At 69.4% G+C, this 17,450-nt stretch carries 11 protein-coding genes, 1 tRNA gene, 1 pseudogene and 1 riboswitch; of the genes and pseudogenes, 10 read left to right on the top strand and 3 right to left on the bottom strand.

The window, feature by feature from the left end:
* Positions 1–150 precede the first annotated feature (150 nt).
* The 7 genes from FHS42_RS29855 (at position 151) to FHS42_RS29825 (ending at position 8,596) form a co-directional block, all read left to right on the top strand.
* Entirely contained in the window at positions 151–1,491 is a 1,341-nt protein-coding gene (locus FHS42_RS29855; RefSeq protein ID WP_184577891.1) for a cytochrome P450 family protein, read from the top strand.
* Positions 1,492–1,972: 481 nt separating this feature from the next.
* Positions 1,973–3,091, top strand: coding sequence for a transglycosylase family protein (locus tag FHS42_RS29850; RefSeq protein WP_184577784.1), 1,119 nt, complete (start codon positions 1,973–1,975; stop codon positions 3,089–3,091).
* Between the two features lie 274 nt (positions 3,092–3,365).
* Positions 3,366–3,532, top strand: a riboswitch (cyclic di-AMP (ydaO/yuaA leader).
* Between the two features lie 2 nt (positions 3,533–3,534).
* The gene (locus FHS42_RS29845) at positions 3,535–4,266 is read left to right on the top strand and encodes a LysM peptidoglycan-binding domain-containing protein (RefSeq protein ID WP_184577781.1); all 732 of its coding nucleotides are present in this window, start codon (positions 3,535–3,537) and stop codon (positions 4,264–4,266) included.
* Positions 4,267–4,816: 550 nt separating this feature from the next.
* Positions 4,817–6,103: a phosphopyruvate hydratase gene (eno, locus tag FHS42_RS29840; RefSeq protein WP_184577776.1), complete on the top strand. Its 1,287-nt coding sequence runs from the start codon at positions 4,817–4,819 to the stop codon at positions 6,101–6,103.
* A 237-nt stretch (positions 6,104–6,340) separates the two neighbouring features.
* Positions 6,341–6,808: an FtsB family cell division protein gene (locus FHS42_RS29835; RefSeq protein WP_312867092.1), complete on the top strand. Its 468-nt coding sequence runs from the start codon at positions 6,341–6,343 to the stop codon at positions 6,806–6,808.
* Between the two features lie 145 nt (positions 6,809–6,953).
* Positions 6,954–7,547 (top strand): DUF501 domain-containing protein, encoded by a 594-nt coding sequence (locus FHS42_RS29830; RefSeq protein WP_184577770.1) that lies wholly within the window; start codon positions 6,954–6,956, stop codon positions 7,545–7,547.
* Positions 7,544–8,596, top strand: coding sequence for a Ppx/GppA phosphatase family protein (locus tag FHS42_RS29825; protein ID WP_184577767.1), 1,053 nt, complete (start codon positions 7,544–7,546; stop codon positions 8,594–8,596). Before FHS42_RS29830 ends, FHS42_RS29825 begins: the two co-directional genes overlap by 4 nt.
* A 160-nt stretch (positions 8,597–8,756) precedes the next feature.
* Here FHS42_RS29825 and FHS42_RS29820 read toward each other — a convergent pair.
* Positions 8,757–9,005: pseudogene (locus tag FHS42_RS29820) on the bottom strand (type II toxin-antitoxin system prevent-host-death family antitoxin).
* Positions 9,006–9,402: 397 nt separating this feature from the next.
* Between FHS42_RS29820 and FHS42_RS29815 the strand changes: the two are divergent.
* Entirely contained in the window at positions 9,403–10,803 is a 1,401-nt protein-coding gene (locus tag FHS42_RS29815; RefSeq protein WP_184577764.1) for an NAD(P)/FAD-dependent oxidoreductase, read from the top strand.
* A gap of 384 nt (positions 10,804–11,187) precedes the next feature.
* On the top strand, positions 11,188–12,543 hold the full coding sequence (locus tag FHS42_RS29810; RefSeq protein ID WP_184577761.1) for a class I SAM-dependent methyltransferase: 1,356 nt from the start codon (positions 11,188–11,190) through the stop codon (positions 12,541–12,543).
* A 112-nt stretch (positions 12,544–12,655) separates the two neighbouring features.
* Here FHS42_RS29810 and FHS42_RS29805 read toward each other — a convergent pair whose 3' ends face one another.
* Together FHS42_RS29805 and FHS42_RS29800 are read right to left on the bottom strand one after the other, a co-directional pair.
* The gene (locus FHS42_RS29805) at positions 12,656–15,187 is read right to left on the bottom strand and encodes an ABC transporter permease (protein ID WP_184577758.1); all 2,532 of its coding nucleotides are present in this window, start codon (positions 15,185–15,187) and stop codon (positions 12,656–12,658) included.
* A 51-nt stretch (positions 15,188–15,238) separates the two neighbouring features.
* Positions 15,239–16,009: an ABC transporter ATP-binding protein gene (locus FHS42_RS29800; RefSeq protein WP_184577755.1), complete on the bottom strand. Its 771-nt coding sequence runs from the start codon at positions 16,007–16,009 to the stop codon at positions 15,239–15,241.
* 917 nt (positions 16,010–16,926) lie between these two features.
* On the opposite strand from FHS42_RS29800, the gene FHS42_RS29795 reads away from it, so the two are divergent.
* Positions 16,927–17,011: transfer RNA gene (locus FHS42_RS29795), tRNA-Leu, on the top strand.
* Positions 17,012–17,450: the final 439 nt, after the last annotated feature.

Here is a 17,450-nt window from a genome sequence, read left to right as displayed (position 1 = left end):
ACGAGAGCGGCCCATCGGGGTCGGGGCTCAGCGACACGAGAGCGGCCCATCGGGGTCGGGGCTCAGCGACACGAGAGCGGCCCATCGGGTCGGGGCGAGTAGCGTCTGAGGGTGCCCGCAGACAATTCCGCCCCCGGCCCGTCCCACCCGATGCCCGCAGCCACCTCCGACACCGCCGCCGCATCTGAAGACCCAGCCGCTTCCGTAGCGTCCGCCGCAGACCCGGCCCCCGCTGGCGGGCCCGCGGCGGCGATGCCGGAGATGTTTACCTGGGAGTTCGCCACCGATCCGTATCCCGCCTATGCCTGGCTGCGCGAGCACGCCCCCATGTACCGCACCACGCTGCCCAGCGGTGTCGAGGCGTGGCTCGTGACGCGGTACGCCGATGCCAAGCAGGTGCTCGCGGACCCGCGGCTGTCGAAGAACCCGCAGCGGCATAGCGCGGCAGCGCACGCCAGGGGGCGCGTTGGCATTCCGGGGGAGCGCAACGCCGACCTCATGATGCACCTGCTCAACATCGACCCGCCGGACCACACCCGGCTGCGGCGGTTGGTCTCCGCGGCGTTCACGCCGCGCCGCGTAGCCGAGTTCGCGCCGCGTGTGCAGGAGCTGACGGACCGGTTGATCGACGATTTCGTGGAGCGCGGCAGCGCCGACCTGATTCACGAATTCGCCTTTCCACTCCCCATCTACGCCATCTGCGACATGCTCGGTGTTCCGGCTGAGGACCAGGACGACTTCCGCGACTGGGCGGGGATGATGATCCGGCACGGCGGCGGGCCGCGCGGCGGCGTGGCCAGGTCGGTCAAGAAGATGCGCAGCTATCTCGCCGACCTGATCCACCGCAAGCGGGAGGGCCTGGGCGACGATCTGATCTCCGGGCTCATCAGGGCCAGTGACGACGGCGAGCACCTGAGCGAGAACGAGGCAGCGGCCATGTGCTTCGTGCTGCTGTTCGCGGGTTTTGAAACGACCATCAACCTGATCGGCAACGGCACGCTGGCCCTGTTGCGTCACCCCGCTGAGCGCGCCAGGCTCCAGGCCGCCCTCGCGGCCGGTGACACTGCACTGCTGGACACCGGTGTGGAGGAACTGCTGCGGTACGACGGCCCGGTGGAGCTGGCCACCTGGCGGTTCGCCACCGAGCCGCTGACCGTCGCCGGGGAGCGCGTCGCCGAGGGTGATCCGGTGCTCGTGGTGCTGGCCGCGGCCGACCGCGATCCGGAGCGCTTCACCGACCCTGACCGGCTCGACCTGACCCGCCGCGACAACCAGCACCTCGGCTACGGCCACGGCATCCACTACTGCATCGGCGCCCCGCTCGCCCGCATCGAGGCCCGTACCGCGATCGGCACCCTGCTGACCCGGTTGCCCGACCTCCAGTTGGCGGCCGACCCATCCGAACTGCGCTGGCGCGGCGGCCTCATCATGCGCGGATTGCGCACCCTGCCCGTCACCTTCACCCCGGGCGACACCACCACCGCGCGCTAGCCGACCCGGTAGCGGGTTGCCCCGTGTCGGCGACCTCGTAGCGGCCTGGCTCGCGTCAGCGGCCCCGTAGCGGAACGCGTAGGGCGCGTACGTCTGCTGAGGGAGATATAGATGCATCAGCTAGACGCGGCGGGAACCGGTGAACGGCCTTCCCACCGCGGTCCGTATGGCGTGCCGCGCAGCGTTCTCCCGGGCCCGTTCGCGGCGGCTCCGGATGTCCGAGCGCCCCGCCTCCGACCTCCCGCGCGCTCGCTTTTCGGGCCGTTCGGGCCGGGGCGTGTGGCGCCCGCGCGCAGGCGCCGCGAGGGCTGTGCTAGTGCCATGCCAAACAGCGGCATATGAGCCCGAGCTGACGAAGTGTCAGAAGTGTGATCGTTACGTGACCTCCGCTACATCAGCTTGTGACGGCCCCATGTCGGCAGTACTTTCAGCGTTTTGACGTTTACGACCGAAGCTCAGCCGTCACACGAGAGGCAACTGCATGCGATCCGGCAACGGTAAACATCGCCGCCCCCGTCAGGCCCCGGCCATCGTCGTCGCGGCGGGGGTGACCGGAGCCGGCATCGCCCTTCCGCTGCTGGGCGCCACCGGCGCCGGCGCCGCCGACACGGCCACCTGGGACCGGGTCGCCGACTGTGAGAGCGGTGGCGTCTGGAGCTCCAACAGCGGCAACGACTCCTACGGCGGCCTGGCTTTGTCCCTGGACGCCTGGCAGCTCTACGGCGGCACTGACCATGCGCCCCGGCCCGACCTGGCGAGCCGTTCACAGCAGATAGCGATCGCCGAACTCATCCTCGCCGAGCGTGGCCCGGTGGCCTGGAGCGGCTGCGCCAAGACGGCGGGGCTGACCGAGGGAGGCGCGAGCCCGGACATCAACCCGGGCGACACCAGCGACTCGGGCGACACCAGCGGTACGGGCGATGCCGATGCCGGCCGTGGCCACGATGGCAGTACGAAGCACCCCAGACCAGACAGTTCACGCCATACGCCGACCCCGACACCGGACACCAAGCCCACGCCGGACGCGAGTACCCCAACCGGTGGCGCCCCCGGCGAAGCGGAGCCGACCGAGGTTCCCCGGCACACGCTCGACCCGACCAAGGGTGCGAGCTCGGATACAGGGCGGGGCGAGTCCGGCCGCGAGACGCCGCGTGAGACGCCTGACGGGGCGCCCAGCGGCACTCCTGGTGGCACCCCGAGCGGCGAACAGCGGCCCGACGACAGTGGACAGCACGACGAGAACGACGGCGACGGGAGCGAGGACGACACGGCCGGCGGCAAGCACCGCGGCGAACCGCGCCCCGAGCCCGGCAGCGCCGACCCCGAAACGGAAGGCCCGGACGGTGCCACACCGCGCCCCGACGGGCGGCATGCCGACCGCGGCGAGCGTGGACGCGATGACGTGAGCCGCCCGGGTGGCGCTGCGGAGAGTGAGCACCGGGTGCGCTCTGGTGACACGCTGTCAGGCATTGCCGAGCAGCATGAGACGCCGGGCGGCTGGCCGGCCCTGTATGAGGCGAATGAGGGCATTATCGGCGCCGATCCCGATCTGATTCTGCCCGGCCAAGAGCTGGATTTGCGGGCAGGGGCGAAGCGTTGATGAGTGAGGAGTGGGATGGTTCGCGGTGAAGTGCCCGAATGATGAAGGTGAGACATAGATCTCTTCGGATCATCGGCGTGTCTTCCTTGTCCAGCCTTTGTACGCACTGCCTGACCTGCGGCGATGTGTTTTCCTCGCGGGCAAACAGGGCTTACTTTCCACGGTTGTTGGGGTTTGAGCACTTCGGGGATCTGTGATTACGGTCTTCATCGCTCGTCACCGCGAGCACCCTTGGCCGTCACGCCGAATCCTGCCGGCGGCCAGAGGTAAGCCGACGCGTCAAGCGCCGAAGGCAGGAGCGGGGGAACCACAGGTAAGTGCCGGACGGCCCGTGGAACGAGGGGGCTGAATGGCTTGGGGTGAAGCCGCGGGAGCACCGCGGCCGGGCAACTCACAGTCCGAACCCGACAGCTCACCTCGTAGGCGTCGGTGAGGAAACCAACATGCTGATTTCCAAGGGCAAGCACCGTCGTCCGTCCAAGGCCACCCGGATCGCCACGCTCGCCGGTGTCACCGGCGCTGCCGTTGCGGTGCCGCTGATGGGCGCCACCGGTGCCAACGCCGCCACTGTTTCGCAGTGGGACCAGGTCGCCCAGTGCGAGTCCACCGGCAACTGGTCGATCAACACCGGCAACGGCTACTACGGCGGTCTCCAGTTCTCCGCCTCCACCTGGGCCGCGTACGGCGGCACGGCGTACGCCCCGACCGCCAACCAGGCGTCGAAGGGCCAGCAGATACAGGTCGCCGAGAAGGTCCTGGCCGGCCAGGGCAAGGGCGCCTGGCCCAAGTGCGGCGTGAACCTGACCAGCGGCGGCTACACCGCCCCGCAGCAGCAGGCCCCCAAGCAGCAGGCCGCGCCCAAGCAGCAGGCCCCCAAGCAGCAGGCTCCGAAGCACGCCGGCCCGCGCGCTACCGATGAGCAGGCTCCGAGCCGTAGCGTCGAGCGGAGCGCGCCGAAGCGCGCCGCCCCGCAGCAGGCCGCCCCGCAGCAGGTCGCCCCGAAGACGATCAAGAAGGGCGACGGCGAGTACAAGGTCGAGGCCGGTGACACCCTCGCCAAGATCGCCGATGCCGAGAACGTCAAGGGCGGCTGGGCGAAGGTGTACGACCTGAACCAGGACATCGTCACCGACGCCGACCTGATCTACCCGGGCCAGCAGCTCCACCTGAGCTGATCCCCTCCGCACGCCCGAGCCGGCCGGCTCCGCCCTGAGTCGGCCCGGCTCCGTCCCGCTCGCCCGCCGAGAGGGGCCGCAGACCGCCCCGCCACGGTGCGCCTTCCCCCGAGCGCATCGCGGCGGGGCTCCGCGCTTATGGAGCGCCGTACGCCCCTGCTATCAGGCCTCGCTGACGCGGCCTCGGGGGCCCGGCCCCGCTGATACGGCCCCGCGCACGCGGCCCCGCTGATACGGCCACCGGGATACGGGCCCTGGCGATGGAGGCCCCGATGGGCGCCCCGCCTGCCGCTCCCGCCGCCCTCTACCCCGGCAGAACCCCGGCAGAACCGCGCCGGAACCCCCGCACGGCCGCAGCCCGCGCCCGCCCCGGCGCCAGGTGTCTCGGCGCCACCTGGGGCCCGCCATCGATTCGGCTGTGCCATTCGCCCGACGATCTGCGCTTTTGTCCTCGTTGTCGTCTCGCCGGACGGGTGCACGGCGAGCCGCGGCGCCGGGGCCGGTTAGGCTCGTGTCGCAGAAGCTCAGACCCACACGAAGGAGACCGCTCGTGCCGTCTATCGACGTCGTCGTAGCTCGCGAGATCCTCGATTCGCGAGGCAACCCCACGGTCGAGGTCGAGGTCGGCCTCGACGACGGCAGCACCGGCCGTGCTGCCGTGCCGTCCGGCGCCTCGACCGGCCAGTTCGAGGCCCTTGAGCTGCGGGACGGCGACAAGGCCCGCTATGGCGGCAAGGGCGTGGAGAAGGCCGTGCTCGCCGTCATCGAGCAGATCGGCCCGGAGCTCGTCGGTTACGACGCGACCGAGCAGCGGCTGATCGACCAGGCGATGTTCGACCTGGACGCCACGCCGGACAAGTCCTCGCTCGGCGCCAACGCCATCCTTGGCGTCTCGCTCGCCGTCGCGCACGCCGCATCCGAGGCGTCCGACCTACCACTCTTCCGCTACCTCGGCGGCCCGAACGCGCATCTGCTTCCGGTGCCGATGATGAACATCCTCAACGGCGGCTCGCACGCCGACTCGAATGTGGACATCCAGGAGTTCATGATTGCGCCGATCGGCGCCGAGTCGTTCTCCGAGGCCCTGCGCTGGGGCACCGAGGTCTACCACACCCTCAAGGGAGTTCTGAAGGAGCGCGGCCTGTCCACCGGCCTCGGTGACGAGGGCGGCTTCGCCCCGAATCTGGACTCCAACCGCGAGGCCCTGGACCTGATCGTCGAGGCCATCAAGAAGGCCGGCTACGTCCCGGGCCAGGACATCGGGCTCGCGCTCGACGTCGCCGCTTCCGAGTTCCACCAGGACGGCTCGTACACGTTCGAGGGCAAGTCCCGCAGCGCGGCCGAGATGACCGCGTACTACGGCGAGCTGGTCTCCGCCTACCCGCTGGTCTCCATCGAGGACCCGCTGAACGAGGAAGACTGGGACGGCTGGAAGACCCTCACCGACGAATTGGGCGACAAGGTGCAGATCGTCGGCGACGACCTGTTCGTCACCAACCCGGAGCGCCTGGCCCGCGGCATCGAGTCCGGCACGGCCAACTCCCTGCTCGTCAAGGTCAACCAGATCGGTTCGCTCACCGAGACCCTGGACGCCGTCGAGCTGGCCCAGCGCAACGGCTTCAAGTGCATGATGTCCCACCGCTCCGGCGAGACCGAGGACGTCACCATCGCCGACCTGGCCGTGGCCACCAACTGCGGCCAGATCAAGACCGGCGCCCCCGCCCGGTCCGAGCGCGTGGCCAAGTACAACCAGCTCCTGCGCATCGAGGAGATCTTGGATGACGCGGCCGTCTACGCGGGTCGCAGCGCCTTCCCGCGCTTTCGCTTCGAGAGCTGAGCCCGCCGCTGCGCGCGCTGAGCCCACCGTGCCACGCATGGTCCGCCCGGTAGGAGCGCGGCGAGCCCACCGCTTTTCCGTCCGTCCCCGGCCCCGGTCCCGTACCGTGGCCGGGGACGTGCGTGTGTGCTGACGGGCGCGAGTGCGGCCGGGCCGACTCACGTTGCCCCGGCCAGCACGCGAAGCGCACGGATGCACCCGCGTGACCACGGACGAACACGGATGAAGGGGAGAGACGTGCCCGCGGACCGGTTCTCCACCGCGACCAGGCTGAGGGCGCTCGGCGAGAACGCCGCGGCCCGGGTCTACCGGGCCCGCACCCGGGCCCGGCCGCCACGCCGCGGCAGGCTCACCGGCCGTGCCGCTCTCCTCGCGCTCGTCGTCTGCTCGCTCGTCGTCGCGCTGGCGTATCCGATACGGCAATACGTGTCGCAGCGTTCGGACATCGCCGACCAGCGCCGCCAGGCCGAGGAGATCCGCGAGGACGTCGAGCGGCTGCGCGACCGCAAGGCCAGGCTGGAAGACCCTGCCTACATCGAGCGGCTGGCTCGCGAGCATCTGCACTATCTGCGTCCCGGCGAGACCGGCTACAACATGCCGGGCCCCGGCGGCTACGACGCCGAGCACTCCGACGACGAGGTTGCCGACCGGCCCTGGTACAGCAATCTGTGGGACGAGATCGACGCGGCAGACGCCCAGCGCTGACCCGGTCCCGCACCACGCCCGTAACCGCCCACCCGCACACCACCGCGCCCACCCACCCCGGCGGCCACTCACCCCAGCGCCCACCCACCACCGCGCCCGCACTACTCAGCGCCGCGCCCAACGAACCGAAGAGAACTCTCCACGCATGGAATCGCCCCCTCCGCAGACCGCTCCTGCCGCCCCGACCGAGGCGGACATCGACGCTGTTGGTGACCAGCTCGGGCGGGTCCCGCGCGGTCTGCGCTCGATCGCGCACCGCTGCCCGTGCGGCAACCCGGACGTCGTTGAGACCGCGCCCCGACTGCCGGACGGCACGCCGTTCCCGACGCTGTACTACCTGACCTGCCCGCGCGCCGCATCCGCGATCGGCACGTTGGAGGCCGAAGGCGTCATGAAGGACATGACGGCGCGGCTGGCCACCGATCCGGAGTTGGCCGCCGGCTACCGCGCCGCGCACGAGGACTACCTTGCCCGCCGCGACACCATCGAGGTCCTAGAAAACTTCCCCAGCGCAGGCGGCATGCCCGACCGGGTGAAGTGCCTGCACGTCCTCGTCGGCCACGCGCTCGCCGCTGGCCCCGGGGTCAACCCGCTGGGCGACGAGGCCATCGCGCTGCTCCCCGAGTGGTGGCGCAGGGGCCCGTGCGTCACCCCGTGCGCCACGACCGCGCCCGGCTCCGAAGTGGCGCCCGATGCCCTGCCCGCGCCACCTTCCGCATCCGAAGGAGACAGCGAGTGAAGCGCGTCGCCGCCATCGACTGTGGCACCAACTCCATCCGGCTGCTCGTCGCCGACATCGACCCGGCCACCGGCGAACTGCACGAGTTGGACCGCCGGATGACGATCGTCCGGCTCGGCCAGGACGTGGACCGCACGGGCCGGCTGGCGCCCGATGCGCTGGAGCGCACGTTCGCGGCGTGCCGCGAGTACGCCAAGGCCATCAAGGACCTGGGGGTGCCAGGCGGTGACCGACCGGCCCTGCGCTTCGTCGCCACCTCCGCATCGCGCGACGCCTCCAACCGGGAGGACTTCGTACGCGGCGTACGGGAGATTCTCGGCGTCGAACCGGAGGTCATCACCGGCGACGAAGAGGCCGCACTCTCCTTCGCCGGCGCCACCAGGGAGCTGACGGCCCATGAGGGCCATGGGAGCGGAGTACCGGCCAGCGCGGGGGAACAAGACAGCGGGGGGCCGGACACGGGCCTGGGCGCGCCCTATCTGGTGGTGGACATCGGTGGCGGTTCGACCGAATTCGTCGTAGGGGACCGTGAGGTACACGCCGCGCGCAGCGTGAACATCGGCTGCGTACGCATGACGGAACGCCACTTCACCGACGCGAGTGGCCGGGTGCCCGAGCCCGGTACGCCGACAGCCGGTCAGATCGCCGCGATAAGGGCGGATGTGGAGTCCGCGCTCGATGAGGTGGAGCAGACCGTGCCGCTGCGCCCGGCCGATGGCGGCGACTACACGCTGGTCGGGCTCGCGGGCTCCGTCACCACGGTCGCGGCCATCGCGCTCGGCCTGTCCGCGTACGACTCGGCCGCCATCCACCACTCCCGGGTCTCCTTCGACGAGGTTAGGGAGATCACCGACCGGCTGCTGCACTCCACGCACGCCGAACGCGCCGCGATCCCGGTGATGCATCCGGGCCGGGTGGACGTCATCGGCGCGGGCGCCCTGGTGCTACGCACTCTCATGGAGCGGGCCGGAGCCCGCGAGGTGGTCGTGAGCGAACATGACATTTTGGACGGTATCGCCTTCGCCGTGGCAGAGCGCGCGGGCGCCTGACGGTGCTCACGGCTGCCGGAGCCTCAGGCCTGTCGGTGCTTCAGGCCTGACGGTGCCTCACAGTTGGCGGCGCGTGGCGGGTGGCGGGCCGCTGGACGGCGCCGAGGTGTCGCTGTGCCGCTGTGCCGCTGCGGGGAAACGGAGCGCGCGAGTCACCGTTCTACGCCATGTCATCGGTGGGCTCGGCGAACAGGTCGGCCAGCAACTCGCCATGGTCACGGTGGGGCCCCCTTCGGCCAGGACCGTCGCGGCCTTGGGGCCAGCAGCACATCGGCCGTCTCCCCAGCGCCTCGAAGTTCGCGATCGGCACCACCACCGCCGCGGCGGGCACGCCGTTGCGGGTGATCACCGTGGGCGTGCCTGGGTCAGCGTGATGGGTCCGCAAGGGAGGGCTCCGGGCCTCGTGCAGACCGGCGAAATCGGACGTACGCACCCTCTGGGTACGCCCTCGGAAAGCGTCGCGCGAGAAAGTTCGTGAAATCCTTCACATGAAAAAGGGCCCGGTGGTGGCCTTGGAGGAGCCCAAAGAGTCAGAACGTGGCGTCGCGGCGGCTCGGCGCCCGACCGCGCACCGTTTCGGCTGAGTTAAACACGAGATACAGATCGCCTGCGAAAGCCCGTGGTCTACCCGCGAGTAGCCCATCAATCCCTGATCAGCGGGGGTGAGTAACGCTTTGCCCCAGCGCCTGGTTCCCCCTCGACGCTATGGGATGGATCACGAGAGCGGCGGAGTGTAGCAGATCCTCCACCCCTCCTTGTGAAGGGGCTCACGAGCAACCCCCCTATGGGTGCTGGATACTCGAATCATGAGCACCACGGAGCGTCCCCGAATCCTCGTTGTAGGCGGTGGGTACGTAGGTCTGTACGCGGCACGCCGCATCCTCAAGAAGATGCGGTACGGCGAGGCGACCGTCACGGTCGTCGATCCCCGCTCGTACATGACGTACCAGCCCTTCCTTCCCGAAGCTGCTGCCGGCAGCATCTCCCCGCGCCACGTCGTGGTTCCGCTGCGGCGTGTGCTCCCGAAGGCGGAGGTCCTCACGGGCCGCGTCACGACCATCGACCAGGACCGCAAGGTTGCCACCGTCGCCCCGCTGGTCGGCGAGGCGTACGAGCTGCCCTTCGACTACCTCGTGATCGCGCTCGGCGCCGTCTCCCGCACCTTCCCGATCCCCGGCCTGGCCGAGAACGGCATCGGCATGAAGGGCGTGGAGGAGGCCATAGGCCTGCGGAACCACGTGCTGGAGCAGCTCGACAAGGCCGATTCGACCACCGACGAGGAGATCCGCCGCAAGGCGCTCACCTTCGTCTTCGTCGGAGGCGGCTTCGCCGGTGCGGAGACCGTCGGCGAGGTCGAGGACATGGCCAGGGACGCGGCCAAGTACTACCCGAACGTGAAGCGCGAGGACATGCGCTTCATCCTGGTGGACGTGGCCGACAAGATCCTCCCCGAGGTGGGCCCGAAGCTGGGCACCTGGGGGAAGGAGCACCTGGAGGGCCGGGGCGTCGAGGTGTACCTCAAGACCGGCATGGACTCCTGCGTTGACGGTCATGTGGTGCTCAACAACGGCCTTGAGGTGGACGCCAACACCCTCGTGTGGACCGCTGGCGTCAAGCCCAACCCGGCGCTGTCCCGCTTCGGCCTGCCGCTCGGCCCGCGCGGTCACGTGGACACCACGACCACGCTCCAGGTCCAGGGCAGCGACTACATGTGGGCTGCCGGCGACAACGCGCAGATCCCCGACCTGGCGAGCCGCGCCGCAGGCAACGAGAACGCCTGGTGCCCGCCGAACGCGCAGCACGCGCTGCGGCAGTCCAAGGTGCTCGGCGACAACGTCATCTCGGGCATGCGGGGCTTCCCGCAGCGCGAGTACAAGCACGCCAACAAGGGTGCTGTGGCGGGTCTCGGCCTGCACAAGGGCGTCGCGATGATCGTCGTGGGCAAGATGAAGATCAAGCTCAAGGGCCGTCTTGCCTGGTACATGCACCGTGGCTATCACGGCATGGCCATGCCGACCTTCAACCGTAAGATCCGGGTCTTCGCCGACTGGACCCTCGGGATGTTCCTCAAGCGCGAGGTCGTCTCGCTGGGCGCCATGGAGAACCCCCGCGAGGAGTTCTTCGAGGCCGCGTCCCCGGTCTCCGCCGGTGCCTCGGTGACCGCCGCTTCGGCGGACAAGAAGGACGGCGCCAAGGCCAAGGCGTAGCCGCCCGGCCGCTGGGCCCCGCTCGGGTCCACCGCCGGTCGCACACCTAGCGGGCCGCACGGCCCGCGACCAGCACGTACTGAGGGCGTCCACCAATCCGTGGGGTGGACGCCCTCAGTGCGCGTGCTGTGTGCTGCGGCTCGCCTCGCTCGTCTGCGTTTCCTGCGTTTCTTGCGTCTCCCCGCGTCTCCCTGCGGCGCGGGCTTGCCGTGTCGCGTTCCGCCCTCGTTTCGCCCCCGCTTCGCGTGCTCGCTATCGGGTGACTTTGCCGATTCCAGAACCGCGATGGGGACTGTCCAGCGGGCGGAGAGTGTTTACGTGGTGGGTGAACCTTTCTGGGGTTCACCTTCGCGAATTCACCGCGTCTCCCTGGAGGTGTGCGACATGGCCGACGCCGCTGGACGGCTCTACGCGCTGGCTGAGGAGGTCCTCGGAACTCCTTTCCCGGTCCGCATTCGGGCCTGGGACGGCAGCGAGTCCGGGCCCCCGCCCGGCCAAGCTTCCGCCGTCGGGCCCGGAATTTCTCCGTCCGCGGGCGAGCCCACGCTGGTGATACGAAATCGCAGGGCCATTCGCAGGCTGTTGTGGAAGCCGGGTGAACTCGGCCTCGCCCGCGGCTGGGTGGCCGGTGACCTGGACATTGAAGGCGATCTCTACCTGGCCCTTGATCGGCTCGTCGGAGTGCTGTGGGGACATGGTGAGGCCACCGCCCCGCGGCGTGGCCTGCGCACCGCGCTGAGCGCGGCCCGCGATCCGCGGCTGCGCGCAGCCGCCCGCGAACTGGTTGCCATGGGCGGACCCTGGCCGCCCCCGCAGCCGCCCGCCGAGGAAGCTCGCGTACGGCGCGGCCCCCTGCATACCCTGTATCGAGATCGAGCCGCCATCAGCCACCACTACGACGTGGGTAACGACTTCTACGAACTCCTCCTCGGGCCCTCCATGGTCTACTCCTGCGCGTACTGGGAGTCTCCAGGCACAGCGCTCGACGACGCGCAGCGGGCCAAGCTCGACCTGGTCTGCCGGAAGCTTGGGCTCCAGCCGGGGCAGCGGCTTTTGGACGTGGGCTGCGGCTGGGGCTCGATGGTGCTGCACGCGGCGCGCGAGTACGGCGTACGAGCGGTCGGCATCACGCTCTCTCAGGAACAGGCCGAGTACGCCCGCAAGCGCGTCGCGGAGGAGGGGCTGGCCGACCGGATCGAGATCCGGGTGCAGGACTATCGCCATGTGCACGACGGTCCGTACGACGCGATCTCCTCCATCGGCATGGCCGAACATGTGGGCGCCGAGCAGTACGCGGAGTACGCCGCGCTTCTGTACGGACTGTTGCGGCCCGGCGGGCGGCTGCTCAACCACCAGATCGCCAGGCCCCCGCAGCGCGACGAGGACGCCTACCACGTCGACGAGTTCATCGACCGCTACGTCTTCCCGGACGGCGAACTGGCGCCGGTCGGGCGGACGGTCAGCCAGTTGGAGGAGGCCGGATTCGAGGTGCGCGACCTGGAGTCCATCCGCGAGCACTACGCGCTGACGCTGCGCCGCTGGGTCGGCAACCTGGAGCAGCGCTGGACGCAGGCCGTGCGCCACACCTCCCCTGGCCGGGCGAGAGTCTGGCGGCTGTACATGGCCGCGAGCGCGCTGTCCTTCGAACGCAACGGCATCGGCGTCAACCAGATCCTCGCCGTCCGCACCCCGGAGTCCGGCGCATCCGGCCTGCCGCTCCGCACCCGCACCTGGCACTGACCAGGTCCGCCGGCGCAGCACCGACCGGGAGATAAACGGGAGGGCCCCGGGACGACGTGGTGTCGTCCCGGGGCCCTCCCGTCCCATATGCGGCGCCGTCGCCGGCGGCTGGCTACTCCGCCTTGATCGCCGACAGCATGTCCAGCTTCGCGGCCCGGCGCGCCGGCCACAGCGCGGCCAGGACACCGACGACTGCGGCGAGAACCAGGAAGATACCCATCCGGCCCCACGGCAGGACCAGTTCGTACGTGCTCAGGCTGGGGGCGATCAGCTCGCCCGCGGCCCAGCCGAAGAACACTCCGAGGCCGATGCCGAGCACTCCGCCGAAGAGCGAGATGACCAGCGACTCAAGCCGCACCATCCGCTTGATGCCCTTGCGGTCCAGGCCGATGGCCCGCAGCATGCCGATCTCCTGCGACCGCTCGAACACCGACATCGCGAGCGTATTGACCACGCCGAGCACCGCGACGATCACGGCCATGGCCAGCAGCCCGTACAGCATGTTGAGCATCAGGCTGATCAGCTTGGCTATCTCGTTGGAGACGTCGTCCATGTCTTGGACCTTGATGGCCGGGTTGTCGCCCAGCGCCTTCTCCAGCGAGTCCTTGACGTCGCCGCTGACGCCGTCCTTGGTCTTGAGCATGACCTGGAAGTCGGTGATCTCGTCCAGGTGGGGGGTGAGGGCGGCGTTGTCCATCATGACGCCGGAGATGATCAGGTTGCCCTCGTACACACCCGAGACCACCAGGCGGCTCTTCTTGCCGTCCTCGAAGGTCGTGGTGAACGACGAGCCGACCTTCCAGCCGCGGTCCTCGGCCAGGTCCTCATCGACGACGACCCGGTCGCCGCCGAGGCCGGCGAACGAGCCCTCCGTGAACTTCAGTTCCGTCAGGTTCCCGATGACCTTGCCGTTGACGCCGGCCAGGTCCGTCTTCTTGCCGTCGATCCGCGACGGCGACATGCGCAGCGGGCTGGACTCCTTGACCGCGTCCAGGTTCTCCAGCTTCTTACCCACATCCGGCGACAGCGAGGTCATGCTGGCCATGCTGACGATGTAGTCGGCCTTGATGGAGTCGCGGGCCATCTTGTCGATGGCGTTCTGCACGCCGCCGGCTATCACGGTCAGACCGGTGATCAGCGTCAGACCGATCATGAGCGCAGAGGCTGTGGCGGCCGTACGGCGCGGGTTGCGCACCGCGTTTTGCCGGGCGAGCTTGCCGGGCATTCCGAAGAAATTCAGCACCGGGGCCGCCGCCGCGATCATCGGTCGGGACAGCAGCGGGGTCAGGACGAAGACGCCGATCAGCAGCAGTACGGCGCCGATGCCCATCGGAACCTTGCCGTCATCCATGCTGGTCGCGGCCAGCACCAGGGCAATGCCCACACCGGCGAACAACGCGCCGATCGTGTTGCGCACCACCAGGCCACGGGTGGTCTGCGGGGCGTGCACGCTGCCCATCGCCGCAACCGGCGGGATCTTCGCCGCGCGACGGCCCGGCAGCCAGGCGGCCAGCACGGTTACCACGATGCCGACGAAGAGCGAGGCACCGATCGCGGTGGGGGTGACCACCAGCGGACCGTCCGGGACGGTGGCGCCCGTGGAGTTGAGCAGTGAGCGCAGCCCGGCGCCGATACCTATGCCGGCGAGCAGACCCGTGGCCGCCGCGATGGTGCCCACCACCGTCGCCTCGATCAGCACCGAGCGGGTGACCTGGCGGCGGCTGGCGCCGACCGCGCGCATCAGCGCCAGTTCCTTGGTGCGCTGGGCGACCAGCATGGTGAAGGTGTTGGCGATGATGAAGATGCCGACGAAGAGCGCGATTCCGGCGAAGGCGAGCATGCCGGTCCGCATGCCGCTCATGCCGTTCTTTATCTCCTCGGCCTGGTCGTCCGCGAGCTTCTTGCCCGTGTCGGCCTCGGTGCGCTTCGGGAGGATCTTCTCGACCTGGGACTTCAGCGCATCCTGGGAGGTGCCTGCCTTGGCCGTCAGCTCGATGCCGGTGTACTGGCCGGGCTCCGCGTACAGCTTCTGCGCGGTCTTGGTGTCGAACAGCGCGAGGCTGCCGCCCGCCGCGACGTTGCCGTCGTCGGTGGTGAAGATGCCGACGACCTTCTGCTTGAGCACCGGGCCGTCAACGGAGACGTCGATCCTGTCGCCGACCTTGTAGTCCGCGCGGTCCGCGGTCTTGGAGTCGAGCGCGACCTCCCGCACGTTGCTCGGGGCCTTGCCCTCCTTCATCGGGTAGCGCGGGTCCTTCCCGTCCTTGGACGGGAAGTAGTTGCCGCCGGAGGAGGCGAACCCGTCACCGACGAGCTTGCCGTCCTTGTCGGGTATCGCGGCGAAGCCGGTCACGGTGCCGGTCGCGGACTCCGCGCCCGGCAGCTTCTTCGCCTGGTCCAACAGGGACTGGGGCAGCTTCGGGGCGTCGCCCGGGGCGTCCTTGTCGTCGTCGGAGTCATCCGGCTGGATGGCGACATCGACGCTCGTGAATCCCTTTTCGGAGCTCTTTTGATACGCGTCGGAGATGGTCGAGGTAAAGACCAGGGTGCCTGCGACGAACGCCACGCCGAGAAGAACGGCGAGGACGGTCATCAGCAGTCTGGCCTTGTGCGCGAGCACGTTGCGCAAGGCGGTACGGAACATGGGTCTGTCAGTCCTGGGGAAGTGGGCCGGTGGTCATCGGGTATGCCGGAACTAGCTGGTCCGGCCCTTGGCGTCGAAGCGCTTCATGCGGTCAAGGACCGCGTCGGCCGTCGGCGCGTACAGCTCATCGACGATCTGGCCATCGGCGAGGAAGACCACTCGGTCCGCGTAGGCGGCGGCCACCGGGTCATGGGTGACCATCACGACGGTCTGGCCCAGTTCGCGCACGGAGTTCCGCAGGAAGCCCAGCACCTCGGCGCCCGAGCGCGAGTCGAGGTTGCCGGTCGGCTCGTCGGCGAACATGATCTCGGGCTTGCCCGCGAGCGCACGGGCCACGGCCACGCGCTGCTGCTGGCCGCCGGAGAGCTGGTTCGGCCGGTGCTTGAGCCGCCCGGAGAGGCCCACGGTTTCCACGACCATGTCAAGCCACTGCTTGTCGGGCTTGCGGCCCGCTATGTCCATGGGCAGCGTGATGTTCTCCAGCGCGTTCAGCGTGGGCAACAGGTTGAACGCCTGGAAGATGAAGCCGATCTTGTCGCGGCGCAACTGCGTGAGCTTCTTGTCCTTCAAGGTCGTCAGCTCAACGTCCCCGATCCGGGCCGAGCCGCCGGACACCGAGTCGAGCCCGGCCATGCAGTGCATGAGGGTGGACTTGCCGGAGCCTGAGGGACCCATGATGGCCGTGAACTCGGCTTGCCGGAACTCGACGGTGACGCCACCGAGGGCCACCACCTGGGTCTCGCCCTGTCCGTAGACCTTGCTGAGATCCGTTGCGCGTGCGGCCACCGCGGTGCTGCGGGTGGCGGTGGAGGTGGTGGTCACGGTCGAACTCCTGTCGATGCGGTGCCTGGGGACTTCACCATCCTCGCGGTCGAATTGGCTCCGGGGATCAGCCCCAGCGCCCGTTCCTGGGGCGACTCACGGGGTACGCGGGGCGTGCTGACTCCTCCTTTGGGAGGAGACAGACCCTGAGAGCAGAACGAATTTCGCAGCTGGGAACCCTGCCAGGGCCGGCAGCCCCGCGGGTCGCCCGCGGCTCGTGCCCGGCCACTCCCGGCTCGTCCCCGCCCCGCCCGGGCTCCCACACCGGTGGTCCAGCAGCCCCGGACGATGCGCTCGGGGGCGCGCCCCGGTCACTCAGGGGCTGGATTGCGGACAGATGGGCGGGCGGGCAGGTGGAGGGATGGGCAGGCGGACAGATGGGCGGGCGGGCAGGTGCAGGGATGAGTGGGCGGGCAGGCGGACAGCTGAGTGGGTGGGCACGGGCAGATGGGCGATCGGATGGGGCTGGCGGCGGCTGGCGGTGGCGGTGGCAGCGGCGGTGCGAATGTCGGAGGCGGCGACGCCTTCCGTGTGGCGCCAATTTCTGCTACGGCCTCGCCGTTCCGGCGTGGCCGTGGGGGCGCGGGCTCACGCCCCCGGCGTGACCCGGCGCGTGGCCGAGGGCGTACACGCTTACGGGGGATTGACCGGATGCGCGTTCGCGCGCTTTCTCAACGCTGCGTCGAGTTTCCGTCAATTCGGCGCGCGGGTTGTTGCCTACCGTGCCAACAGCCCTGGTGGGCCAGAGGCATGTGCCACTGGCTCCTACCCCCTGCTGATGCACCCTCAGTTGCCCATAAAATAAGACAACGGCGATCGACCGTTCAGCCGTTCGTGAGGCGTTCCCCGGCTAGGCTCGTCCTGCTCTCTTCTAGGGGATGGCCGTACTACGTATGTACGGCGGTGGGAGCGCCTCTGCCCGGATGGTGGAATGCAGACACGGCGAGCTTAAACCTCGCTGGCCTACGGGCCGTGCCGGTTCAAGTCCGGCTCCGGGCACCAGCGCGCTCATAGTGTCTGACCTGCATAGATGGTCATTACGCCCCGTTTGGCCTGGACGCTGTATGTGCGCCGCGTATGCAGTAGTCCTCGTATCCCACCGCATGGCAATACGTGCAGCGGTGCAAAGGGGCAGAGCTACGTGGGCAGCGGCCTGGAAGCCATGGCGCCCGGCGACTTGATCTAGCGCAACGGCGCGTACGAACGCTTGGCATAGCGGCGCACGTCGGCTCCGCCGACCTGCTCGACGTACTCGCGGCAGTGCAGAACACGATGCGCCCACGCCTCACCCCGACCAACTCGCAGCTACGGGCGGGCATCTGACACACATCGGCCGATCGCTGAGCCCGCGCGCATCGTCTTCAGGGCTTGACGGCGACCGAACTCCCTGGCCCACCGGTGGTGGGTCCGGGCCGGGCTTAGGGTGCCAGAGGTTGATCGG

Origin of the sequence: Streptomyces zagrosensis, assembly GCF_014203645.1 — a bacterium.
Classification (GTDB): Bacteria; Actinomycetota; Actinomycetes; order Streptomycetales; family Streptomycetaceae; genus Streptomyces; species Streptomyces zagrosensis.
Note: the sequence above shows the minus strand (reverse complement) of the source record. Positions and strands in the feature narration are given on the sequence as shown.

Bases quoted from the DNA above. Each gene is read 5' to 3' on its own strand.
- FHS42_RS29805 (WP_184577758.1), bottom strand. From the start codon at position 15,187: ATGTTCCGTACCGCCTTGCGCAACGTGCTCGCGCACAAGGCCAGACTG.
- FHS42_RS29845 (WP_184577781.1), top strand. From the start codon at position 3,535: ATGCTGATTTCCAAGGGCAAGCACCGTCGTCCGTCCAAGGCCACCCGG.
- FHS42_RS29810 (WP_184577761.1), top strand. From the start codon at position 11,188: ATGGCCGACGCCGCTGGACGGCTCTACGCGCTGGCTGAGGAGGTCCTC.
- FHS42_RS29855 (WP_184577891.1), top strand. From the start codon at position 151: ATGCCCGCAGCCACCTCCGACACCGCCGCCGCATCTGAAGACCCAGCC.
- FHS42_RS29850 (WP_184577784.1), top strand. From the start codon at position 1,973: ATGCGATCCGGCAACGGTAAACATCGCCGCCCCCGTCAGGCCCCGGCC.
- FHS42_RS29815 (WP_184577764.1), top strand. From the start codon at position 9,403: ATGAGCACCACGGAGCGTCCCCGAATCCTCGTTGTAGGCGGTGGGTAC.
- FHS42_RS29830 (WP_184577770.1), top strand. From the start codon at position 6,954: ATGGAATCGCCCCCTCCGCAGACCGCTCCTGCCGCCCCGACCGAGGCG.